Here is a 22,653-nt window from a genome sequence, read left to right as displayed (position 1 = left end):
CCCACTGGTTAAAGGTATCTCATCTTTGGACTGTGCTTTCGCTTGTCCCAACTCACGTATAACAACAGTTCCTACTTTATTTGTAGCAAATTTCAAGCAACTCGGGTAGTTTATTTGCTTACCTTCTCCATCGCTTTCCAAGCAAGTGTTGCACATTTAATTCGTGCTGGAAAATTGGATACTCCTTGCAATGCTTCGATATCTTCTAAACCAAATGCTTCTATGTCAACTTCTTCGCCTAACATCATTTTTGAAAATAAATTTGACATTTTTAATGCTTCATCTATTTTCTTGCCTTTTATTGCTTGGGTCATCATTGAGGCTGAAGCTAAACTGATCGAACAACCTTCACCTGTAAATCTCACATCTTCCACAACATCACTATCTAGTTTAAATTGTAAAAATATGCGATCTCCACATGTTGGGTTATTCATTTCAACTGTTAGTGATTCATCTTCAAAAGTTCCACGATTTCGTGGATGTTTATAGTGATCCATGATGACTTGTCGGTATAATGTGTCTAAATTAAAATGCGACATTCCCAAAATACTCCTTTGTTTTCACCAGACCTTCGGCTAAACGATCAATATCTTCTTCTGTATTATACAAATACATACTTGCCCTTGCAGTTGCTGAGACATTTAAGTGTTTCATTAAAACTTGCGCACAATGGTGGCCTGCACGAATGGCAATACCTTCTGTGTCCAAAACAGTTGAGACATCATGTGGATGAACATCATCTAGATTAAACGTGACTAAGGCTGCGCGTTTTGTAGGTCCATAAATGGTAAGACCATCTATTTCACTTAACCGTTCAAGTGCATATTTTGCTAATTTTTCTTCATGCTGCAAAATATTCTCCATTCCAATGTCCGAAAGAAAGTCGATTGCTGCGCCAAGACCAATTGCTCCAGCAATGATTGGTGTCCCACCTTCAAATTTCCATGGTAGCTCTTTCCAGGTAGAATCATATTTTTCAACAAAATCAATCATTTCTCCGCCGAATTCGACCGGCTCCATTTTCTCTAAAAGTTCTTCCTTACCATATAATACACCTATTCCCGTAGGAGCACCCATTTTGTGTCCGGAAAAAGCGTAAAAATCACAATCCAAGTCTTGAACATCAATTTTAAGATGTGGTGCACTCTGCGCTCCATCTACAACGATCACTGCACCATTTTCATGCGCAATTTTCGCAATCTCTTTAATTGGATTAATTGTTCCTAAAACATTTGAAACATGTGCAATAGCAACAATCTTTGTTTTATTTGTCACTGTTTCCTTTACATCTTCAAGAGAAATAGTGCCATCTTCTTGTAATGGAATATATTTTAATGTAGCACCGGTTTTTTTAGCCACTTGTTGCCAAGGTATTATATTACTATGGTGTTCCATTGGAGTAATAACAATTTCATCTTCAGCCGTTACATTTTGCAATCCGTAACTTTGTGCAACAACGTTTATACCAGTTGTCGTTCCGCGATTAAAGATAATTTCCGCAGTACTTCTTGCGTTAATAAAACGTCTTACTTTATCTCTTGCTCCTTCATATAAATCAGTCGCTTGAGAACCGAGAGTATGAACACCCCGGTGAACGTTTGAATTCGTTTGCCGATAATAATTATTGACTGCTTCAATTACTTTAATTGGTTTTTGAGCAGTTGCCGAAGAATCGAGATACACTAAAGGGTGGCCATTTACTTCTTGATCCAAAATGGGGAATTGTTCACGAACTTTTCGTACATCCATTAGCTTAATTTCCCTTCAATTAATTGTGTTAATTGATTTTTAATTGTTTCAATCGGCAATTCATTAACAACTGGTGCCAAAAACCCGTGAATAATTAGTCTTTCTGCATCTTTTTTTGTAATTCCACGACTTTGCAAATAGTAAAGTTGCATATCATCAACACGGCCAACAGATGCTGCGTGTCCTGCTGTTACATCATCTTCATCAATTAAAAGAATAGGGTTAGCATCTCCTCGTGCATCTCCGCTTAACATGAGTACACGTGATTCTTGCTCTGCATTCGCACGAGTAGCTCCATTGTCAATTTCACCAATTGCGTTAAAGATAGCCGTTGTACGACCGCTAAGCACTCCGCGTTGTGAAATTTGTCCATCTGTATCTAAACCAATATGCACTGTTTTTGCTGTAAAGTTTTGTGTTTGTTTCCCGCGACCAACTGTTACTGTTCGAGCATTTACCGACGAACTATTACCAATTAAATTAGTAACATTTTCAGATACTGTATACCCTTCGTTCATCTGGCCAAGTGCCCAATCAATTGTTGCATCTCGATATGCCACGCCACGTCGGTTAATATATGAAGTAGTACCTGCAGCAAAATGATCTACTGCGCCAAAAGAAACTTTTGCATTATCATAGGCAAATACTTCTGTGATTATGTTTGATACTGTTTCTTCTGACTCATTATCAGAAATGTAATTTTCTACATAAGTTACTTCACTATTTTCTTCAACCACTACAATGACATGATTAAATAGAGCGGCTTCACGATCTTCCTGCCAAAATATTGTTTGTATTGGCTCTTTTATTTCAATGTTTTTCGGAACATATACAAATATCCCACCATTCATTAAAGCTGCATGTAAAGCTGTTAACTTATGTTCATCAACTGCTACTGCATCTTTCATGTAATACTTTTGTACAAGTTCTTCATGTTCTTTAAGCGCTGTAAAAATATCTGTAAAAATTACACCTTTATCTTTTAATTCTTCGTCTAATGCTGCATAGGCAACTGACTGGTTACGTAAAATAACGATATTTTTTGGTGTATTTTTTTCATCAATAAAATCTTTTAATTGTTCTGGAACATTTTTTAAATCGGAAATTTTTTCTCCTTCTGCTCCGTGTTTAAATTGCGTGAAATTCCATCTTGTAATATTTGTTTTATCTGGTTTAGGAAGGTCGAGTGTTTGAGCTAAATCTAACCCTTCCAAACGTAGAGTTGTCATCCATTTTGGTTCATCATTTTCTTTTGAAAATTGTTCAACATATTTATTATCAAATGGTAACGTAGTAAGTGTGGTCATCGAACTATCTCCCTCCTACCTTAAGCTTTTTGACCGACCGTTTCATCTTCAATGCCGAGTTCTTCTTTAACCCATTCGTATCCTTCTTGTTCTAAACGTTCTGCAAGTTCAGCACCACCTGATTTTACAATACGACCTTGCATAACGACATGAACGAAGTCAGGTTTAATATAGTTTAATAAGCGTTGGTAGTGGGTAATAATTAAGCAACCTAAGCCAGTTTCTTCACGTACTTTATTCACTGCATCTGAAACGATCTTTAATGCATCGATATCGAGTCCTGAGTCAATCTCATCAAGAATGGCAATTCCTGGTTTTAACATCATTAATTGCAGAATCTCGTTTCGCTTTTTCTCTCCACCTGAGAAACCTTCATTTAAATATCGTTGAGCCAAGTTTTGGTCAATTTCTAAATCGTCTAATGCTTGATCCATTTCTTTAATAAATTTCATTAAAGAAATTTCATTGCCTTCTTCACGACGTGCGTTAATAGAAGAACGTAAAAAGTCAGATGTTGTAACTCCGCTAATCTCGCTTGGGTATTGCATGCCCAAGAAAAGCCCTGCACGTGCTCTTTCATCCACTTCCATTTCTAATACGTCTTCCCCATTTAAAGTAATGGACCCTTTCGTAACTTCAAATTTCGGGTGGCCCATAATTGCTGCTGCAAGCGTGGACTTCCCTGTTCCATTCGGTCCCATTATTGCATGAAATTCACCACTTTTTATTGTAAGGGTAATCCCCTTTAATATTTCATTACCTTCAATAGAAACATGAAGATCCTTTATTTCTAATGTAAACTCTGCCATATTGATACCTCCACATACTGTAGTGTATTTTATTTGGTTACTAACCAATTATCAATTTATTCTCAGTACAATCTTATCTGATTGAATGCAATTTATCAAATATAATGGATAATTAGGTGTCTATTTATATAGTTTTTTAATAAATACCTTTATAAAAGATTTGTTTGTTATTTCCAAATAAATTCTCATTTAAAGCCTCCCTATTAATAATTGTTCTAATTTAACAATAAACCAAAAGTGATAATTTGTAAAATAATTTTGGTTAACAAAAATGCTGATCCTATTTAAAAGGAATCAGCATCTTTATCATCTTAGTTTACAGGTACAACCGCACCGTCATAATTTTCAAGTATAAAGTTTTGAATTTCTTCGGAGTGAAGTACTTCAACTAATGTATTTAACGCTTCATTATTTTCATCCTCCGTTTTAACAGCAATTACGTTAACGTAAGGAGAATCATCTTCTTCTATAAATATGGAGTCATTCTGCGGATCGAGCCCAGCACCAATTGCATAGTTTGTGTTAATTACGACAAGTGCATCTTCTTCAGTTTCATATATTTCAGGTAAAAATGCAGGCTCATAATCTGGTGTGAATGTCAGTTTTTTTGGATTTTCAACAATATCATCAATCGTTGCATTAGCTGCCTCAACCCCATCTGCTAACTCGATTAAACCAGCTTTTTGAAATAAACCTAAAATACGACCATGATCAGAAACCGAATTACTCAAAATAACTTCTGTCCCTTCAGGAATGTCTTCCATATCTGTAATTGATTTTGAATAAATTCCAATTGGTTCAATGTGGATGTTGCCAATATGAGTTAATTCATAACCTGTATCAGCAACTGTTTGCTCTAAATAAGGTATATGCTGGAAGTAGTTAGCATCTAATTCACCGCTTGCTAAATCATCGTTCGGTAAAACATAATCTTCATAAGGTTCTATTTCAAGTGTAATCCCTTTTTCAGCCAAAATTGGAGCAGCTTCTTCTAAAATTTCCGCATGTGGAACACTTGATGCTCCAACTTTAATTGTTACTTCTTCTTGTTCTGTTTCTGTATCGTCACTTGTTTCTTCATTCGTATTGTCTGTATTTCCGCCTCCGCAAGCTGCTAATACTAAAATAAGTAGAACGGAAAATAATGTAAGTAGTCTTTTCATTTTATAAAAATCTCCTTTATCTTTTGTCTAATTTTTTTGAAGTAAAGTCTCCAATAAATTGGAAAATGAAGACGATGAATACGATTATTACTGAACAAATAAATACAATATCAAAGGCTCTACGCTGGAATCCAGCATAATATGCGTAACTTCCAAGGCCACCCGCACCAATTGCACCTGCCATTGCCGTATAACCAATAAGCGCGATTGCGGTAACAGTTATTCCTGAGATTAAAGCAGGCATCGATTCAGGAAGAAGAACTTTAAAAATAATAGATCGTGTACTTGCTCCCATTGATTGCGCCGCCTCAATAACTCCTTTATCTATTTCCTTTAAAGCAATTTCTACTAACCTACCATAGAATGGAGCGGCACCAATAATTAAAGCTGGTAAGGCTGCATTCGGTCCTCTAATCGTCCCAATTAAAAAATACGTAAATGGAAAGAGTAGAAGTATTAAGATAATAAATGGAATTGCACGAAACACATTTACTATTGTTGCTGTAATAAAGTTAATCACCTTATTTTCCCAAAGTCCATCTTTGGCAGTTAAGTATAATAGTAATCCGAGTAACACACCTATAATAAAAGTTCCAGTTAATGAGATTAATGTCATATAAAACGTTTCATACGTCGCCGTCATTAGTTTATCCCAATCAATATTAGCAAAATTAAGTGTCATCTCGAATCAGCTCCACTTCAACTGAGGCTTCTTTAATAAAGTTAATCGCTTTTTCAATTTCAGCTTTGTTTCCTACCATTTGAACAATTAAGGTACCTAACACACCATTTTGTGTCTGCGTAATTTTTCCTTGGATAATATTCGTATCAACGGAAAACTTTTTCGATACTTCACTAATTAAAGCTTCATTTGCAAATGCTCCTAAAAAATGGAGGCGTAATACTTTTCCATGTTTCTTTACATTATTGAGAATGTCCGCAACACTTTCTTCTACGTCTGGATTTGCCATCACTTGTTCCACAAATTTTTTCGTAATAGGTTGTTCTGGGTTAGAGAACACATCTAGAACATTACCAGTTTCTACGATCTTCCCTTTCTCCATAACAGCAACCCGATCACATATTTTGCGAATCACATGCATTTCATGTGTTATTAAAATAATCGTAAGGCCAAGTTTTTGGTTAATATCCACTAGCAAATCTAGAATTGAATTAGTAGTTTCTGGATCTAGTGCCGATGTAGCTTCATCGCAAAGAAGCAGTTTCGGATCATTTGCAAGTGCACGTGCGATCCCTACACGCTGTTTTTGCCCTCCGCTTAGTTGGGAAGGATAGGCTTTTTCTCTTCCAGTTAGCCCAACCAAATCGATCAGCTCTTGAACTTTCTTTTTCTGTTCTGTTTTTGGAACACCTGCTATTTCTAGTGGAAAAGCAATATTTTCCTCCGTCGTTCGAGACCATAAAAGATTAAAATGTTGAAAAATCATCCCGATTTCTTGCCTGGCTTGTCTTAACTTTTTGCCTTTTAGTTTAGTCATTTCTTTTCCATCAATAATAATGGATCCATCCGAAGGCTCTTCCAAACGATTTAGTAGCCGTACTAATGTACTTTTCCCCGCACCACTGTACCCTATTACCCCGAAGATTTCTCCTTCCTTTATTTCTAATGATAGGGAATCTACTGCTGTAATCGGGCTTTTATCTAGTGTAAAAACTTTCTTTAAATTTTGTATCGATATCATGATTTGCCCTCCTTTTACATCGTTGGTTTGGGAAACTATGAAATTCGCATAACATTAGGTACATACTCTAATGCCACCCTGTTTACTCATTCAGATACAATTAAAAAAGTCTTCCTGTAAGAGAACAGAAAGACTTAACAATCTATCTTCACATTCTCTCATCTATCAAAGCATCTGCTTTGCAGGATTTAGCACCTTTCAATTTTGGAAGTAAAATTGAAGGTTGCCGCGAATTCATAGGGCCAGTCCCTCCATCGCTCTTCATAAGAGTTAAGATGTATTCCTTTTTATTGATAACAATAAACAATATAGCATTATATCTGTTTTTATGTCAAGTAATACGTTTAATTTTGTCGAAAGAGCTCGGGTACATACGTCCATACATAATGATATATATTTGCAACGGAAAAGAATGTATACACTTTTTCTTTAACTTGATCGTCTTTCATAACGAACAAACAAGGTACACTTTCCACCTTATATTTCTGCATAAATTCCGGGTACAGTGATGCGTTCATCTCATAAAAAATATCTTGCTGATGTGTTTTTTCGATTTTTTCTAAAAATGAACGCGCTACATGACAAGTTCCACAAAAAGGGGTATGAATGTATAATAAATAGTCACTTTTTTGTTCTAATTGTTCTGCGGTTATTTCTTGCAAAAGAATCACCAATTTCCTTATAACATCAAATACAATGGATCTATTTTAAAGTTATGTTTTACTAATTCATGAGCAATAATATCCAGAGGAGTTAGTTCAACTTGTTGATAATCATCCGGAATATACATTTGAATGGAATTGGGCAATTCAGCAGTTAATTGCTTCCTTAACCTTATTCCAGGTTCATCTGCATCAACAAAAATATATACATCACGATTATCTAGATCAAATTCATCTAACATTTCATCAAACTTTTCCACGCCAAATGTTCCGTGTGTACAAACGATATCGATTTCCTCTTTGATTATTTTTTGAACATGCATCTTATCGGATAAACCTTCTACGATAATAACTTTCTTATCATTTAAAATACCCAATGCTTTTCCCCCAATTTCAAGGTAGCCATCGTTGAAAGCTAGAAGTCTCTAAAAAACTACATGCACCCTTAAGGTAGGGTGCAAGTAATATTATTCCTATTTAGAAATATAAGCATTATATTCTTCAGAGGAAAGCAGATCATCTAGTTCTTCATCAGCGGACGGTTCAACAACGATCATCCAGGCTTGTTCATAAGGAGATTCATTAACATACTCTGGATTATCTTCCAAACCCTCATTAACTTCTACAACTGTCCCGCTTATTGGCGCATACAATTCTGAAACTGTTTTTACAGACTCAACACTTCCAAACGGCTCATTCACTTCAATTGTATCGCCTACCTCTGGAAGTTCAACAAAAACGATATCACCTAATTCATCTTGAGCAAAATCAGTAATTCCAATTCTAACATCGCTTCCTTCTCTTCTTACCCATTCATGCTCCTTCGAATAAAGTAAATCTGTCGGTAAACTCATCTCTAATACCTCCTAATTATTATATTGACCAATTGGCTTGAAAATCTTCTTCTTTAAAACCAACTGTTACCTTTTTTCCATCTGTTACAATCGGACGTTTAATCAACAACCCATTCGATGCGAGATAGCCTACCATCTCTTCGATAGTCGCATCTTTAATTTTATCCTTCATTTTTTGTTCTCGATATACTTTCCCACTCGTATTGAAAAATCGCCGTGCAGGGAGCTCACTTTTTTCAATCAAATCAAGTAGTTCTTGCTCATTCGGTGGGTTCTCTACTATATGTATTAAATTATATGTACGATCATGGTCGTCTAACCATTTTTTCGCCTTTTTACAAGATCCACAATTCGGATACCAATACATTGTAAGTGTCATGATCTACCTCCATCACGTTTAGCATTTACGACGATTATACCAAAGTATTCCACTTAAAAACAATATTGTGATTAGTTCAGTGGTTTTGGAGATATTCAGCGATTATTCGTAATAATTCATTGGCTTCACATTTAATTTTAGTGAATAACTAGAAAATTCAGCGCGACAACTCGATTCAGCGGATGGAGCCCTAAATTCGGCGGTTCAATAAAAAATCCAGCGCTAATGACAGTCAATTCAGCGATTCTCACGATGTTTCAGCGAATAAGAAAAAAATTCAGCGCGACAACTCGATTCAGCGGATGGAGCCCTAAATTCGGCGGTTCAATAAAAAATTCAGCGCTAATGACAGTCAATTCAGCGATTCTCACGATGTTTCAGCGAATAAGGAAAAAATTCAGCGCAACAACTCGATTCAGCGGATGGAGCCCTAAATTCGGCGGTTCAATAAAAAATCCAGCGCTAATGACAGTCAATTCAGCGATTCTCACGATGTTTCAGCGAATAAGAAAAAAATTCAGCGATCACCTTTTAATGTATTAATTTATTAGGTATCACTTCATTATTAAGTATATACTTTCTCCCATTTGTGTTTCCAAAATAATCAAATCCTAATCGTTGCATAAGTCTTTTAACAATATGAGGTGAGTCTATCTGTAAAAAATCTCTTAACTCTTTATTTTTAGCTTTATTACTAATTAACAGTGAAAAATCTTGAATTGCATATAGAAAAGAATTTGTAGAAGTGAACTTACATTTCGGACAAAACATTTTTGAACGGTGCCATATCATAGGGTGGTATGAACAATCATCGCAAATTACCCCCTTAATTAATTCATTTGCACGTATATTATAAGCGGATAAAATATCCTTATCTTCGGGAGTGTGCTCTGCTATTAATTGCTTAGCGATTAGTTGAATATCATCCTTCGAAATGACTTGTTCGTGTTTATCGGCCAAAGCATTAACTCTAAAGTTTAATTGATTACTATGGATAACTTCTTTTGGAATTTCTTGTTGAGTGATTGATTTAATAATCGTACTTGGGAAGCTGATAACAACCATCGTATAAATCGGTATATTGTTCAAACCTCTTTGTTGGAGCCACTTTTGAAGCCTATAACGTTGGAGATACGCTTGAGGAATTGGATTTTGAAACCCTTCTTCTGTACCATTTTCTCTTACCCGAATAACCTGGCCATTATCACCAAACAATATGGTACCTCGCCAGTTTTTTATTTCTAAAATCAGAATAAAAAAAGGCGAAAGGGTTAATGTGTCAATTTGAAAAAAACCTTGTTCATCCGGAATTCTTATAGAAAGCAAAAAATGAAAAAAATCTTGTTCTAAGAATTGAAGATAAAAATCAACCGCCTCTTCACCCCGTCTTTCCGCTAATTTCTTTTGTAAATCGTTATGCACGTGACTTTTTTCAATATGATCATTGTACATTCTCCCATCCAATGCATACAATTTTTTTAATATTATACTTATTTCTCGCTCCTTTAGAATCATGCTATCCCTACCTTTTTCTATAGAATAAGATAGAACATGATATTCTGCAAATAGGTAAAAACTCTTTTTAACATTGCTAGAGTAAGAGAAAATACAATTTTAATAAATAGGAAAGTGCATTTTAGAGTGCTCAATCCATATGGAAAATTAATTTTAATGTTATTTATATTTTCAGCGAATCAAATCAAAGTTCAGCACAATTATTACGTGATTCAGCAATTTTAGTTATAATTCAGCGTAATTGTAAATCTATTCAGCGCATTCCACGATTATTCAGCGAATAACAAAAAAATTCTGCGGCGGTACCTGATTCAGCGAATTGGCTCTCGGATTCAGCGATTGCAATGGATAATTCAGCGTAATTGTAAATCTATTCAGCGCATTCCGCGATGATTCAGCGAATAACAAAAAAATTCTGCGGCGGTACCTGATTCAGCGAATTGGCTCTCGGATTCGGCGATTGCAATGATAATTCAGCGTAATTGTAAATCTATTCAGCGCATTCCGCGATGATTCAGCGAATAACAAAAAAATTCAGCGGCGGTACCTGATTCAGCGAATTGGCTCTCGGATTCGGCGATTGCAATGATAATTCAGCGTAATTGTAAATCTATTCAGCGCATTCCACGATTATTCAGCGAATAACAAAAAAATTCTGCGGCGGTACCTGATTCAGCGAATTGGCTCTCGGATTCGGCGATTGCAATGGATAATTCGGCGTAATTGTAAATCTATTCAGCGCATTCCACGATTATTCAGCGAATAACAAAAAAATTCAGCGGAGATGCCTGATTCAGCGAATTGGCTCTCGGATTCGGCGATTGCAATGATAATTCAGCGTAATTGTAGATCTATTCAGCGCATTCTGCGATTATTCGGCGAATAACAAAAAAATTCTGCGGCGGTGCCTGATTCAGCGAATTGGCTCTCGGATTCGGCGATTGCAATGATAATTCAGCGTAATTGTAAATCTATTCAGCGCATTCCGCGATTATTCAGCGAATAACAAAAAAATTCAGCAGCGGTACCTGATTCAGCGAATTGGCTCTCGGATTCGGCGATTGCAAGGATAATTCAGCGTAATTGTAAATCTATTCAGCGCATTCCGCGATTATTCAGCGAATAACAAAAAAATTCTGCGGCGGTGCCTGATTCAGCGAATTGGCTCTCGGATTCAGCGATTGCAATGGATAATTCAGCGTAATTGTAAATCTATTCAGCGCATTCCGCGATTATTCAGCGAATAACATAATATTCAGCAATAGGAAAACCTTTAATAATTAGAATAGCCCCCATTCAGGGGGCTATATCTACTATTAAACTACATATCTTTCGGCATCAATAATAACTCGAGCAATTTCACGTTTTTTTGCAATTACATTAATAGGTGTGTGACGCGTTAGTTTACGTAGGGAAGATAGCATCATGCGGAGATTGTCTCCTTCTTCCACAGCGATTAGAATTTCTTTGGCGTCGGCTTCGATTCGATTAAATGCTTCTTGGACATATACTTCTGTATATAGAAGTTTTTGTTTATTTTTCTCTTCACCAGTTGCATTAATCGCTTTTTCTGTTCGTAAAATTGCCGATTCCATATTGTACACTTCTGCAACCATATCGGCTAGATTTGCTAAAATTTCTTGTTCGTCTTCTATTTTTTGCATGTATTTTTGAGCGGCTAATCCGGCACCTAGTAAAACAATTTTCTTGGCATTTTTCACCAAATATTTTTCTTGTTCTAATGCTTCTGTACCGACTTCTTCAGGCATCATCATGAGTAGCTCTTCCTGTAATCCTTGTGCTTTTTCAAGAAGCGGTAGTTCACCTTTTAATGCCTTTTTCAGTAAGGTTCCTGGTACTAATAAACGGTTAATCTCGTTTGTTCCTTCAAAAATTCGATTAATACGTGAATCCCGGTACATTCTTTCCACTTCATATTCTTGCATAAATCCGTATCCACCATGCATTTGTACCGCTTCATCAGCAACATAATCGAGTAATTCTGTACACATATATTTGTTCATGGAGCATTCGATTTGGTATTCAGCAATTGCTTTTGCAACTTCACGTCCATCTTTTAATTGCTCTTCTGACAAGGAACCCATCTGTTGTTCGAATAAGCCTACTGTACGATAAACCGCACTCTCATTTGCGTAAGTTTCGGCTGCCATTGTTCCAAGTTTTTCTTGTGTTAACGTAAAACTTGAAATCGCACGATCAAATTGCTTTCGCTCATTTACATATTTCGTAGCTAACTCAATGCCAATTTTAGCTCCGCCAACTCCACCAATTGCTAGCTTATAGCGGCCGACATTTAAAATATTAAATGCAATAATATGGCCACGACCTTGTTCACCTAGTAAATTTTCTACTGGAACTTCAGCGTCCTCTAACACTAATGTACGAGTGGAAGATGCTTTTATTCCCATTTTCTTTTCTTCTGGTCCTACAGACACACCAGGATAATTGCGTTCCACTATGAAGGCCGAGAAATCTTCTCCATTAATTTTGGCATAGACAACGAAAACATCAGCAAAATCAGAATTTGTTATCCATTGTTTCTCCCCATTTAAAATATAGTGAGTTCCAGCTTCATTTAATGTAGCAGTAGTTTTGGCACCAAGCGCATCGGAACCTGAACCTGGCTCTGTTAATGCATAAGCAGCAATTAATTCACCTGTTGCAAGTTTTGGTAAGTATTTTGCTTTTTGTTCATGATTACCGAAAAATACAATTGGTAATGTTCCAATTCCAACATGAGCACCGTGTGTTATCGAAAAACCACCTGCACGAGCAAACTTTTCTGTAATTAAGGATGAGCTAGTTTTATCTAATGCTAAACCACCATATTCTTCCGGTATATCAGCACTTAATAAGCCCAATTCTCCAGCCTTTTTTAATAGCTTAACTGAATGTTCAAATTCATGGTTCTCTAAATTATCAACTAAAGGCAATACTTCTTTTTCAACAAATTCTTCTGTCGTATTAGCAATCATCTTATGCTCATCTGTAAAATCCTCTGGTGTAATAATATCTTCGCCTTTTAAATCTTCTACTAAAAAAGAGCCACCTTTAAATAATTTTTCTTCTGTCATTGGTAAACATCCTTTCGTAATTTATTGATAGGAAAGGGGGGAAATACGCTCCACCCTTATTTTCTAAATCAGTTCAAATACCCCAGCTGCACCCATTCCTCCACCAATACACATCGTAACAACGCCAAATTGTTCATTCCTACGTTTCATCTCATGCATGATAGATAGTGTTAATTTTGTACCTGTCATTCCTAGTGGGTGACCAAGTGCAATAGCACCACCGTTTACGTTTACTTTTTCTGGATCGAGTCCAAGCGTTTTAATTACTTGAACAGACTGTGATGCAAATGCTTCGTTCAATTCAAAAATTCCAATATCGGAAAGTTCAAGCCCTGCAAGTTTTAACGCTTTAGGAACCGCTTCTATTGGGCCAATCCCCATTACTTCAGGCTCTACTCCAGCTACCGCAAAAGAGCGGAATTTTAATAGTGGTGTCAATCCTTCAGCAACCGCTTTTTCACGATCCATTAATAAAACTGAAGCCGCTCCATCACTCATTTGCGAGGAATTTCCAGCCGTCACCGACCCAGTAACAGAAAATGCTGGACGTAATTTTGCAAGTACTTCCATTGTAGTTCCGGGACGAACTCCTTCATCTGTATCAAATATAATCGTACTTTCTTCAATTTTATTGTTTTTACCAACGAAACGTTCAGTCACTTCCACTGGTACGATTTCGTCTTTAAATTTATCTTCTTTAATCGCTTGTGCCGCTCGCTTATGGCTTTCTACTGCAAAAGCATCTTGTTCCTCTCGGGAAACGCCGTACCTATTTGCAACTTCTTCTGCTGTATGTCCCATCGACATATAATATTCAGGTGCCTCTTCTACTAATCTAGAATTAGGTTTAATCACATGTCCTGGCATTGGAACTAGACTCATCGATTCCGCTCCACCAGCTAGAATTGTGTCACTTTGTCCTAACATAATGCGTTCAGCTCCATAGGCGATTGATTGAAGTCCAGATGAACAATAACGGTTTATCGTAATTGCTGGAGTTTCTTTCTTCAATCCGGCAAGTCCAGCGATATTATTCGCTAGATTCATCCCTTGCTCCGCTTCCGGTATGGCATTTCCAAAAATGACATCATCAATATTCCCATCATAATTATCTGCACGTTTTAACGTCTCTTTAACAGTTAATGCAGCTAAGTCATCAGGTCTCACATTTTTTAACGTTCCTCTCTTGGCCCTTCCAACAGGAGTTCTTGCCCCTGCAACAATGACTGCTTCCCTCAATCTAATTCCTCCTTCTTCCATCACTAAGGTTTCTTCGATTTGCTAATTATTTACACTAGTTTCTTAACGGTTTTCCTTTTAACAACATATGTTGCATGCGCATTTGAGTCTTTGGCTCACCGATTAAACTTAAGAAAGCTTCTCTTTCAAGATCAAGCATTACTTGTTCATCGATTACTGTTCCTTCTTTTATCCGACCACCTGATAACACATATGCTAATTTTTCAGCAATTTTCATATCATGTTCAGATGCGTAACCACTTAACTGCAGTTGTTTTGCTCCAAGCATCATCGCCGCATACCCTGCATCTCCAACAACAGGAATTTTTTCACGTTTAGGAGCTTTGTATCCTAACTGTGCTAGAGCTAAAACTCGTTGTTTGGCATCGTAAAGTAAATGATCTGGGTTTACACTAATCCCATCATAATTATTTAAAAAGCCATTTTCTCTTGCTTCCTCAGCTGAAGTAGAAACTTTTGCCGTTGCAACTCTTTCAAAGACAGTATTCGCTACTTTTATTAAGTCAAAATCTACTCCTTGAGGCAGATCACGTAACATTTTTAAGTAGAGTTCTTTCATTCCACCGCCTCCAGGAATTAGTCCAACGCCAACCTCTACTAAACCAATATATGATTCTGCTGACGCTTGAACGGAAGCTGCCGGTAGTGTTACTTCTGCACCGCCACCTAATGTCATATTAAAAGGTGCAGTAACGACAGGTTTCTCAGAGTATTTAATTTTCAATGTCATGTTCTGAAACTGTTTAACAACCATATCAAGTTCAAAGAAATTATCATCTTGAGCTTCCATTAGCATAAGCGCTAAGTTTGCACCAACACAGAAATTTGTTCCTTGATTACCAATCACAAGACCTTCGTAATTTTTTTCTACCTCATCAATAGCGCTATTCACCATTTGCACGACGTCAAGACCAAGGGAATTATTCGGTGAAGTAAACTCAAGTAATGCTACTCCGTCTCCTAAATCTACTAAACTAGCGCCAGTATTCTTTTTGATCACTCCATTTGTACTCTTCAGTCGTTTTATATTAATTTCTTTTTTATTAAAATCTACTTGGTTATATTCACCATTATCATAGAAGTAAACATTGCCATTATCTTCTTTATAAAAAGTTTCATTTCCTTCATCAAGCAGTTTTTCGATCCATGAAGGTACGGTTGTTCCTTCCTTTTTCATTCGTTCAACCGATTTACGAAGACCAATTGCATCCCAAGTTTCAAATGGTCCCATCTTCCAGCCAAATCCCCATTTCATTGCATTATCAATTTGGGTGATATCATCAGCTATTTCCCCTAAGAGCTCCGCTGAGTATAGTAAAGTAGGTTTAAATATATTCCATAAAAAGTCACTTGCTTTGTCACCTGGTTGAGATAGAAGTGCCTTTAATTTTTTTCTCGATCCTTTTTGCTGTTTTGCCATTTCAACAGCTGCAGTTTTTAGCTTTTTACGTTCCTCATATTCCATTGTTTCTGGATTTAATTGTAAGATAGTGCTTCCATCTTTACCTTTTTGTTTCAAATAAAAACCTTGTTTCGCCTTAGCACCAATCCAACCTTTTTCATTCATCTCCTGCATGAAGGATGGAATTTCAAAAACTGCTTTTTCTTCCCCCTCCACTTGATCATAAACAGTTTTGGCAACGTGGATAAAAGTATCTAATCCTACAACATCCAATGTGCGGAAAGTTGCACTCTTTGGCCTTCCAATCAATGGGCCAGTTATCGAGTCCACTTCCCCAACAGATAAGCCTGCTTTTGTCATTTCATGAACAGTGACCTGGAGTCCATATGTTCCAATTCTATTTGCTATAAAATTAGGTGTGTCTTTTGCTTCAACTACTCCCTTACCCAAAACATTCTCACTAAACTCTTTCATAAAAGAAACAATTTCATCATCCGTATGTTTTGTGGGAATGATTTCTAATAATTTCAAATATCTTGGCGGGTTAAAAAAATGTGTTCCCAAAAAATGTTTTTTCATGTCATCTGAACAATCTTCTATCATTCTTTCAACTGAAATACCAGATGTATTAGAACTGACAATTGTTCCTTCTTTTCGAAATTTATCTACTTGGGCAAAAACTTGCTTCTTTACTGCTAAATTTTCAACGACTACCTCAACAATCCAATCTACATCTGCTAATTTTTCTAAATCATCTTCCATGTTGCCGACTTCAATTAGATCAAGACTCCTTTTCGATGTTATTGGGGAAGGTTTCTGTTTTAACAATGCTTGTTTATTGTTACTTACAATTCGATTTCGTACAGATTTATCTTCCAAAGTTAAACCTTGTTTTTTCTCCGTTTCCGTTAAATCTCTTGGTACTACATCTAGCATCAAGGTAGGAATTCCTATATTCGCTAAATGAGCAGCTATTCCAGATCCCATCACTCCTGATCCAAGTACTGCAGCACGTTTTATTACTCGACTCATTTACATAATCCTCCTAACATCATTGTTTGAATGAACCCTCATTCACTATTGGTTAAATAAAAAAAGTGTTTCTGTTACTATCATAGACTAAATAAATTATTTTGGCAACGTTTTCAAGTGAAAAAATAAAAAAATCGAGTATTAATTGAATTTCTACCCGATTCTACTAATCTTAATTAACTATTTTCACCTTTACAAAACGAATAAAAAGTATTCGATTGTTTCTTATTTCTAAAAAGATGGAGCATTTCTCCGACTGCTATCGCTAACTCGGCAAAAGCAGTTGGTTTTGCAGTTATGACAAGTTGGTCTTTTTCTAACGGGGTGCCCGTATATATCGATTCTTTAAAAAGCTTTCGATTCGTTTCATACGTCTCTAATTTACAAGTAAATCTTTTTTCTTTAAGAACACCTGCCTGCGCCAAAAATGCCGCCCCCCCACATATCGTTGCAATGGGGATATTGGAAGTATATGCTCGTTTTAATGTTTCTGTCATTACTGTTTCTTCTAATAATTGTGGTACTCCATCTCCACCTGGAATAAGAATAAGGTCATACTCTACTTTTTTAATTTCAGATAAAGAGATGTCTGCCTTTGTTTTCAAACTTCCAATACTTTCTACTTCTTTTCCATCAAGTGAAGCGGTTGTCATTTTTACATCTCCAAATTTTTTAAGCAAGAATAATGTATGAGCAATTTGAAAGTCAGCATATTCCGGGTAAACAATAACCATCACTTTTTTCATTTGTTACACCCTCCATACTTAGATATACGATTTGGTAATTTAATTATTCTTACTAAATAGTTGTTCTAACGCTGAAGCAATCGTTAATTTTCCTTCTCCAATTTTCTGCTCAAGCTCCGATACCTGTTCCTTTTTCCCTTTCTTGCTAAAAAAGTGTTCAACAAGATAGTCATGGATCGTATCATGGAACCAACTTTTTGTTTGCTCCTGTCTTCTTTCTTGCCAGTAATTACTTTTTTCCATTTTACTTTTGAATTCAGTAATTATTTCCCACACTTTATCATGGCCAGTTTTTTCTAACGACGAAACAGGAACTGCAGTAGCTTCCCAACCAGGTGTTGCCGGCTGTAGAAAATGCAAAATCTGTTTATATTCACGAACAGTACGTTTCGCTAGCCGCATATTATCACCATCCGCTTTATGAACAATGATCAAATCTGTTATTTCCATGATCCCTTTTTTCATACCTTGAAGATCATCACCAGCGCCGGTTAATGCAAGTAACATGAAAAAGTCAACCATATTCCGGACCGCAGTTTCACTTTGTCCAACTCCAACTGTTTCAACTAAGATTACATCATAACCGGCCGCTTCACATAATAGCATCGTTTCCCTCGTTTTCCGATGAACACCACCTAATGTTCCGGAAGTTGGAGATGGCCTAATATAAGCATTTGGATGACTAGACAAATTTTCCATTCTCGTTTTATCCCCCAAAATACTGCCACCTGTAACCGAGGAACTAGGGTCAATCGCTAGGACAGCAACTTTGTAGCCTAGTTCACATAACATTAAACCAAACGTCTCTATAAACGTACTTTTTCCAGCTCCCGGGACCCCACTTATCCCAATTCGGATACTTTTCCCTGTATGAGGGAGCGCTTTTTGCAGTAGTGCTTGTGCATGTGTTTGATCTTCACGACGAGTACTTTCAATTAACGTTATCGCACGTGCAAGGTCAAGCATTGAACCGCTAATTACCCTTTCATATAATGAATCAATTTGAACCGTTTCTTTTTTCTTCACAAACCGGCGTCGCTTTGTTCGTTTTATACCGTCATGGGAACTTTTAATCCCTCCCATGACGTTTAATGCAGTCTCTTCTTCGTCTTTGTTATTTGATGTCATTCTTCCACTTCCTCATAACCAAGACTTTTATAAATTTCTTCAATTATTTTTTGTGCAGCCACAGGGATTACTGTACCTGGGCCAAAAATTCCAACTGCTCCACTTTTACGTAGATGTTCGTAATCTTGAGCTGGGATAACACCACCAACGATAATTAAAATATCTTCACGACCTAGCTTTTGAAGTTCCGCTTTTAATTGTGGTACAAGCGTTCTATGCCCTGCAGCGAGTGAACTAACACCAACAACATGAACATCATTTTCTACTGCCTGTGCAGCTGTTTCAGCCGGTGTTTGGAAAAGTGGACCGATATCCACATCAAAACCTAGGTCTGCGTATGATGAAGCAACAACTTTAGCTCCTCTATCATGACCATCTTGTCCCATTTTCGCAACTAACATTCGTGGTCTACGTCCTTCATTTTCCAAAAATTCTTCCGTCATTCTTTTTACTTCTGCAATTACTTCTTGATTTGAAAAGTTTGTACTGTATACACCGCTCACGGATTGAATCACCGCCTTGTGACGTCCAGATACTTTTTCGATTGCGTCACTAATTTCGCCAATCGTCGCCCTAGCTCTTGCTGCATCAACTGTACATGCTAACAAGTTTTCATTTCCAGTTCTGGCCGCTTCTGTTAATCGATTTAGCAGTCTCCCTACTTTCGCTTCATCCCTGGCTGCTCTCATTTTTTCAATTCGTTCAATTTGCTTTTCCCGGACAACTGTATTATCGATATCTAAAATGTCAATCGGCTCTTCTTCATCCAACTGATATTTATTCATGCCAATAATCGTCTCGGCTTGTGAATCGATTTGTGCTTGCCTTTTCGCAGCTGCTTCTTCAATTTTTAGCTTAGGCAGACCCGTTTCTATCGCTTTTGCCATTCCACCTAAATCTTCAATTTCTTCAATATGCTCCCATGCTCTCTTCATTAATTCATCCGTTAATGTTTCCACATAATAAGAACCACCCCATGGATCCGCAACATTTGTCATTAACGTTTCTTCTTGTAAAAATAATTGTGTATTGCGTGCAATCCGTGCGGAAAAATCAGTCGGTAGGGCAATCGCTTCGTCTAATGCATTTGTGTGCAGACTCTGCGTATGTCCCATCGCCGCAGCATTCGCCTCAAGTAACGTTCTCGTTACGTTATTAAATGGATCCTGTTCGGTTAAACTCCATCCAGAAGTTTGCGAATGCGTTCGAAGTGCAAGCGACTTTGGATTTTTTGGTTCAAATGTTTTTATCATTTGTGCCCACATTCTCCTAGCTGCTCTCATCTTCGCAACTTCCATAAAATAATTTTTGCCGATTGCCCAGAAAAATGATAATCTTGGTGCGAAAGAATCAATATCGATGCCAGCTTTCAGCCCAGTTCGAACATATTCTAGCCCATCTGCTAATGTATAAGCGAGTTCAATATCATTCGTCGCTCCCGCTTCTTGCATATGGTAACCGGAAATCGAAATCGAATTAAACTTCGGCATATATTTTGATGTATATTCAAAAATATCCGCAATTATTTTCATCGACATTTCAGGTGGGAAAATATACGTATTCCTGACCATATATTCTTTTAAAATATCATTTTGAATCGTACCAGCCAGCTTTTCAGGTGAGACGCCTTGTTCTTCTGCAGCGATAATATAAAATGCCATGACAGGTAAAACCGCACCATTCATCGTCATCGAAACAGACATTTCATCAAGCGGAATACCGTCAAATAATATTTTCATATCTTCCACCGAGTCTATCGCTACACCGGCCTTCCCAACGTCACCACGAACTCGTTCATGATCCGAATCATATCCACGGTGGGTCGCCAAGTCAAACGCTACAGATAATCCTTTTTGTCCCATCGCTAAATTTCGTCTGTAAAAAGCATTACTTTCCTCAGCGGTTGAAAAGCCCGCATACTGTCTTACTGTCCAAGGTCTAGTCACATACATCGTCGGATATGGACCTCTCGTATTTGGTGCAATTCCCGGATAATCGTTTACATGTTCTAACCCTTCTACATCTTCTGCTTGATACACATTTTTTATGGCTATTCCTTCATTCGTTTCTATCGCTTTTTCCTTAGTAATATTTGCTGAATTTTCTATTTGTAATGGGGTAATTTTACTAAAATTAGGCTTCTTCATGTTTATTCAGCCTCCTATCCCAACGTTGCTGAAGCTCTTCTAATTTTTCCAACTGATCTTGCCCTTGAAATATAAAGCCAGATATACTTGCACGCTTCCATTCCTTTTCCAGTTCTTCATCATATTTGCCAGCTACATCTATCCATTTTCCTTGCGGTAACTCATGGATAAGCTCTTTCATTACTGCCTCTGTTTCCTTTGGAGGAATGCAAATGATTCCATAATCAAATTCATTCGTTTCTATCCATGTTATTGCTTCTTCTACATTGTTAAAAGCTGGACTCATTTCAGTTTTAATTCCTGCGGTCGCTAAGAAACCTGTCACGAAATCCGCACGGGCTTTAAAATCTTTCAACTGTCCAAAAGTGAGTAAGACTGTTTTAGGTTGGCTGTTTGCGAAGTTAATTCTCAAATGTTCATATGGTTCTGCCAATCTTCTTTCAACCTCGATTGGTCCTACATCTTCTGGAACTGTCTCCGTTACATCGGCATAATTATTTGTACCAATTAAAGATTTCTTACGATGACTTACCAGCTTCATTCGTTTATGATACAGTTGGTCTAATTTTTCATCTAATGCTCCACTTGAAACATATGCAGATAATCCTCCGAGACGTTCGATTTCTTGAAAATATGCCCATGCTTTTTCAATCATTTCATTAGTTAAAGTATCAATAAAATACGAACCACCCGATGGATCGAGCACATATTGGACAAACGTTTCTTCTTTTATAACGAGCTGAATATTACGTGCATTCCGTACGGAGGTTGGTGATATATTTGTTAACACATTATGTGGATGAATAGTTAATACATCCGTTCCACCTAGCACAGCGGAAAATGCTTCATTTCCAGCACGAAGCAAGTTCACATAAGGATCTAATTTGGAATATGTACGTAACGAGGCTTCTGAAACAATCGGCACCCGGTTTGGTTTTTCATTTCCGTAAGCTTGAGCAAATGTTTGCCATAAAACACGAAATGCTCTAAGTTTTGCTATCTCCATAAAAAAGTGCGTGTCGATCGCAAAACGAACGGAAAATTGATTAAAAAACTGCGTAAACGAATTAAAATTCTGTGTTTCTTCTGCAGCGATTGCAAGTGTAAGAGCAAGTTCCGTGATATTATCAGCACCACGTTCATGATAAGGAATTGTATTAGCAGAAATTCTCCGAAGTAAATGATATCCTTCAGGTAAAATTGCACTTCCAGTAAAAATACCTTTTACATTTTTTCTATTTTTTCCATCGATAAATGAAAATAGTTTTGTAAATTCGTCCTGCTCGTCCACATCAAAAGCATATAATGGGTAAACTTGAACTAATTTCGATAATTCTTTTAAGTCGTTTTCTTTCCATATTACAGGACGTTTTCCATTATAAACAATTGCCTCATTTCCTTTATTTAAGGATTCTTTCACTTCCGCTAAAAACCGTTTGGAATTAGTTTCATAAGATTGTTGAGCAATCGTCCAATCAGGACTTTCGATTCCTCCACGAATAGTTTGAAGCATTGTGTCGTGCAACTCATTTTCTAGCGCAAACTTTTCTTTCGTATAAAGCGGTTGAATATCGATCCCTTCCAGCGTTTTCGTAACCAATTTTTCAAAAGGAAGTCCACGCAAAGATTGACTAGCAACCTCCCGCCATTCTTCCTCCGTAACCGCTTTAAAAGATGTCGTTTTCATTTCAGTAACCATGAA

General features: G+C 37.0%; 19 protein-coding genes and 1 riboswitch. All 19 genes read right to left on the bottom strand.

All coding sequences use genetic code 11. The features are described from left to right. Positions 1-110: 110 nt before the first annotated feature. Positions 111-539 carry a Fe-S cluster assembly sulfur transfer protein SufU gene (gene sufU, locus SPD89_RS04485; protein WP_336260767.1) on the bottom strand — a complete coding sequence of 143 codons (429 nt, stop codon included), beginning with the start codon at positions 537-539 and terminating at the stop codon, positions 111-113. After that, on the bottom strand, positions 526-1,749 hold the full coding sequence (locus tag SPD89_RS04480; RefSeq protein ID WP_336260766.1) for a cysteine desulfurase: 1,224 nt from the start codon (positions 1,747-1,749) through the stop codon (positions 526-528). Before SPD89_RS04480 ends, sufU begins: the two co-directional genes overlap by 14 nt. After that, complete coding sequence (sufD, locus tag SPD89_RS04475; RefSeq protein ID WP_336260765.1) at positions 1,749-3,056, bottom strand: Fe-S cluster assembly protein SufD; 1,308 nt, start codon at positions 3,054-3,056, stop codon at positions 1,749-1,751. The genes SPD89_RS04480 and sufD overlap by 1 nt, the downstream gene beginning before the upstream one ends. A 20-nt stretch (positions 3,057-3,076) precedes the next feature. Beyond that, positions 3,077-3,865, bottom strand: a complete 789-nt coding sequence (sufC, locus tag SPD89_RS04470; RefSeq protein ID WP_336260764.1) for a Fe-S cluster assembly ATPase SufC — start codon at positions 3,863-3,865, stop codon at positions 3,077-3,079. A 311-nt stretch (positions 3,866-4,176) separates the two neighbouring features. Beyond that, positions 4,177-5,028 carry a MetQ/NlpA family ABC transporter substrate-binding protein gene (locus SPD89_RS04465; RefSeq protein WP_336260763.1) on the bottom strand — a complete coding sequence of 284 codons (852 nt, stop codon included), beginning with the start codon at positions 5,026-5,028 and terminating at the stop codon, positions 4,177-4,179. Positions 5,029-5,044: 16 nt separating this feature from the next. After that, positions 5,045-5,710: a methionine ABC transporter permease gene (locus tag SPD89_RS04460; RefSeq protein ID WP_336260762.1), complete on the bottom strand. Its 666-nt coding sequence runs from the start codon at positions 5,708-5,710 to the stop codon at positions 5,045-5,047. Then, a complete protein-coding gene (locus SPD89_RS04455) occupies positions 5,700-6,731 on the bottom strand; it encodes a methionine ABC transporter ATP-binding protein (protein WP_336260761.1) in 1,032 nt (343 codons plus the stop codon). Before SPD89_RS04455 ends, SPD89_RS04460 begins: the two co-directional genes overlap by 11 nt. A 155-nt stretch (positions 6,732-6,886) precedes the next feature. After that, a riboswitch (SAM riboswitch) is annotated at positions 6,887-7,001 on the bottom strand. Between the two features lie 74 nt (positions 7,002-7,075). Next, positions 7,076-7,393 (bottom strand): thioredoxin family protein, encoded by a 318-nt coding sequence (locus SPD89_RS04450; RefSeq protein ID WP_442961047.1) that lies wholly within the window; start codon positions 7,391-7,393, stop codon positions 7,076-7,078. A 17-nt stretch (positions 7,394-7,410) separates the two neighbouring features. Beyond that, complete coding sequence (locus SPD89_RS04445) at positions 7,411-7,770, bottom strand: toprim domain-containing protein (protein WP_336260759.1); 360 nt, start codon at positions 7,768-7,770, stop codon at positions 7,411-7,413. Positions 7,771-7,866: 96 nt separating this feature from the next. Further along, a complete protein-coding gene (gcvH, locus tag SPD89_RS04440; protein ID WP_336260758.1) occupies positions 7,867-8,247 on the bottom strand; it encodes a glycine cleavage system protein GcvH in 381 nt (126 codons plus the stop codon). 19 nt (positions 8,248-8,266) lie between these two features. Then, the gene (locus tag SPD89_RS04435; protein WP_336260757.1) at positions 8,267-8,626 is read right to left on the bottom strand and encodes an arsenate reductase family protein; all 360 of its coding nucleotides are present in this window, start codon (positions 8,624-8,626) and stop codon (positions 8,267-8,269) included. A 531-nt stretch (positions 8,627-9,157) separates the two neighbouring features. Beyond that, positions 9,158-10,141: a nuclease-related domain-containing protein gene (locus SPD89_RS04430; protein WP_336260756.1), complete on the bottom strand. Its 984-nt coding sequence runs from the start codon at positions 10,139-10,141 to the stop codon at positions 9,158-9,160. Positions 10,142-11,457: 1,316 nt separating this feature from the next. Further along, entirely contained in the window at positions 11,458-13,236 is a 1,779-nt protein-coding gene (locus SPD89_RS04425; protein ID WP_336260755.1) for an acyl-CoA dehydrogenase family protein, read from the bottom strand. Between the two features lie 63 nt (positions 13,237-13,299). Beyond that, positions 13,300-14,475: an acetyl-CoA C-acetyltransferase gene (locus tag SPD89_RS04420; protein WP_336260754.1), complete on the bottom strand. Its 1,176-nt coding sequence runs from the start codon at positions 14,473-14,475 to the stop codon at positions 13,300-13,302. A gap of 55 nt (positions 14,476-14,530) precedes the next feature. Further along, positions 14,531-16,930: a 3-hydroxyacyl-CoA dehydrogenase/enoyl-CoA hydratase family protein gene (locus tag SPD89_RS04415; RefSeq protein ID WP_336260753.1), complete on the bottom strand. Its 2,400-nt coding sequence runs from the start codon at positions 16,928-16,930 to the stop codon at positions 14,531-14,533. A 176-nt stretch (positions 16,931-17,106) separates the two neighbouring features. Next, positions 17,107-17,676, bottom strand: a complete 570-nt coding sequence (locus SPD89_RS04410; RefSeq protein WP_336260752.1) for a DJ-1/PfpI family protein — start codon at positions 17,674-17,676, stop codon at positions 17,107-17,109. A gap of 39 nt (positions 17,677-17,715) precedes the next feature. Next, a complete protein-coding gene (gene meaB, locus SPD89_RS04405; RefSeq protein ID WP_336260751.1) occupies positions 17,716-18,804 on the bottom strand; it encodes a methylmalonyl Co-A mutase-associated GTPase MeaB in 1,089 nt (362 codons plus the stop codon). Further along, on the bottom strand, positions 18,801-20,951 hold the full coding sequence (gene scpA / locus SPD89_RS04400; protein ID WP_336260750.1) for a methylmalonyl-CoA mutase: 2,151 nt from the start codon (positions 20,949-20,951) through the stop codon (positions 18,801-18,803). Before scpA ends, meaB begins: the two co-directional genes overlap by 4 nt. Further along, entirely contained in the window at positions 20,938-22,650 is a 1,713-nt protein-coding gene (locus tag SPD89_RS04395) for a methylmalonyl-CoA mutase family protein (RefSeq protein WP_336260749.1), read from the bottom strand. Before SPD89_RS04395 ends, scpA begins: the two co-directional genes overlap by 14 nt. Between the last annotated feature and the right edge of the window lie 3 nt (positions 22,651-22,653).

The sequence above is a fragment of the Pseudogracilibacillus sp. SO30301A genome (genome assembly GCF_037072025.1).
Taxonomy (GTDB): domain Bacteria; phylum Bacillota; class Bacilli; order Bacillales; family Amphibacillaceae; genus Pseudogracilibacillus.
The sequence above is the reverse complement of the archived record's forward strand: the minus strand, read 5'-3'. Positions and strand labels throughout refer to the sequence as shown.

What these genes read in the sequence shown, in the direction of transcription:
- SPD89_RS04415 (WP_336260753.1), bottom strand. Translation starts at nt 16,930, where the DNA reads ATGAGTCGAGTAATAAAACGTGCTGCAGTACTTGGATCAGGAGTGATG.
- SPD89_RS04395 (WP_336260749.1), bottom strand. Translation starts at nt 22,650, where the DNA reads ATGGTTACTGAAATGAAAACGACATCTTTTAAAGCGGTTACGGAGGAA.
- SPD89_RS04480 (WP_336260766.1), bottom strand. Translation starts at nt 1,749, where the DNA reads ATGGATGTACGAAAAGTTCGTGAACAATTCCCCATTTTGGATCAAGAA.
- SPD89_RS04455 (WP_336260761.1), bottom strand. Translation starts at nt 6,731, where the DNA reads ATGATATCGATACAAAATTTAAAGAAAGTTTTTACACTAGATAAAAGC.
- scpA (WP_336260750.1), bottom strand. Translation starts at nt 20,951, where the DNA reads ATGAAGAAGCCTAATTTTAGTAAAATTACCCCATTACAAATAGAAAAT.
- SPD89_RS04435 (WP_336260757.1), bottom strand. Translation starts at nt 8,626, where the DNA reads ATGACACTTACAATGTATTGGTATCCGAATTGTGGATCTTGTAAAAAG.
- gcvH (WP_336260758.1), bottom strand. Translation starts at nt 8,247, where the DNA reads ATGAGTTTACCGACAGATTTACTTTATTCGAAGGAGCATGAATGGGTA.
- SPD89_RS04465 (WP_336260763.1), bottom strand. Translation starts at nt 5,028, where the DNA reads ATGAAAAGACTACTTACATTATTTTCCGTTCTACTTATTTTAGTATTA.
- SPD89_RS04410 (WP_336260752.1), bottom strand. Translation starts at nt 17,676, where the DNA reads ATGAAAAAAGTGATGGTTATTGTTTACCCGGAATATGCTGACTTTCAA.
- sufC (WP_336260764.1), bottom strand. Translation starts at nt 3,865, where the DNA reads ATGGCAGAGTTTACATTAGAAATAAAGGATCTTCATGTTTCTATTGAA.
- sufD (WP_336260765.1), bottom strand. Translation starts at nt 3,056, where the DNA reads ATGACCACACTTACTACGTTACCATTTGATAATAAATATGTTGAACAA.
- meaB (WP_336260751.1), bottom strand. Translation starts at nt 18,804, where the DNA reads ATGACATCAAATAACAAAGACGAAGAAGAGACTGCATTAAACGTCATG.
- sufU (WP_336260767.1), bottom strand. Translation starts at nt 539, where the DNA reads ATGTCGCATTTTAATTTAGACACATTATACCGACAAGTCATCATGGAT.
- SPD89_RS04425 (WP_336260755.1), bottom strand. Translation starts at nt 13,236, where the DNA reads ATGACAGAAGAAAAATTATTTAAAGGTGGCTCTTTTTTAGTAGAAGAT.
- SPD89_RS04430 (WP_336260756.1), bottom strand. Translation starts at nt 10,141, where the DNA reads ATGATTCTAAAGGAGCGAGAAATAAGTATAATATTAAAAAAATTGTAT.
- SPD89_RS04460 (WP_336260762.1), bottom strand. Translation starts at nt 5,710, where the DNA reads ATGACACTTAATTTTGCTAATATTGATTGGGATAAACTAATGACGGCG.